Origin of the sequence: Galbibacter kalidii (assembly GCF_026241135.1) — a bacterium.
Taxonomy (GTDB): domain Bacteria; phylum Bacteroidota; class Bacteroidia; order Flavobacteriales; family Flavobacteriaceae; genus Galbibacter.
This window is the reverse complement of sequence record NZ_JAPFGA010000093.1, coordinates 1-568: the sequence shown is the minus strand read 5'-3', so window position 1 is coordinate 568 and position 568 is coordinate 1. Positions and strand designations below refer to the sequence as shown.

Genomic DNA, 568 nt, shown 5'->3' with positions numbered 1-568 from the left:
GCTCGTTCTTAAAAGGGGTTGTTGTACTTAAATACCTGGTTACTGCCTTTTATGCCCCCCGGCAAGGTGTACTGTAGCCTCACCTTGTAGTCCCCGGCCGGTATGGAGGGGAACACCCCGTTTATGATATGGTCGTACTGCTGTACCTTGCCTGCATACAGGGAAGGCTGTTGCAAATACGCATTGACGACCTTGTACTGGATCTGGGTAAAATCCTTTTTGTAATGGTATGGCAGGTAGTAGCGGTAGGGAAGGCGGATATCCATCAGCGGGTGCGAAATGTTATGCTCCAGGTACATCGGGTACCAGGTCAATATGTCAATGGCTTTTTTCGGTGGGAGCCCCAGCCCCTTTACATCCCTGGCCACGGTGAATTTGCCTTCAAGGGGATAGCCTTTATAGACCAGTGGGTATATCTTGGCCCTATAGTAGGGATCGTCCAGCACGGCTTCGGCACTGACAAGCGGCACGTCATCGGTGTATTTGCCCCCTTGGAGCTCGATCAGCCCAAAGCGTTCGTTGGCCTCTACATTGGCCTGTAGGGCATGGACATCACTGTAAATGGGCT

Annotated in this window: 1 pseudogene; it reads right to left on the bottom strand. The window is 51.9% G+C overall.

The window, feature by feature from the left end:
* Positions 1-8 precede the first annotated feature (8 nt).
* Positions 9-568 (bottom strand): annotated as a pseudogene (locus OOZ15_RS20550) (hypothetical protein); the annotation flags it as partial.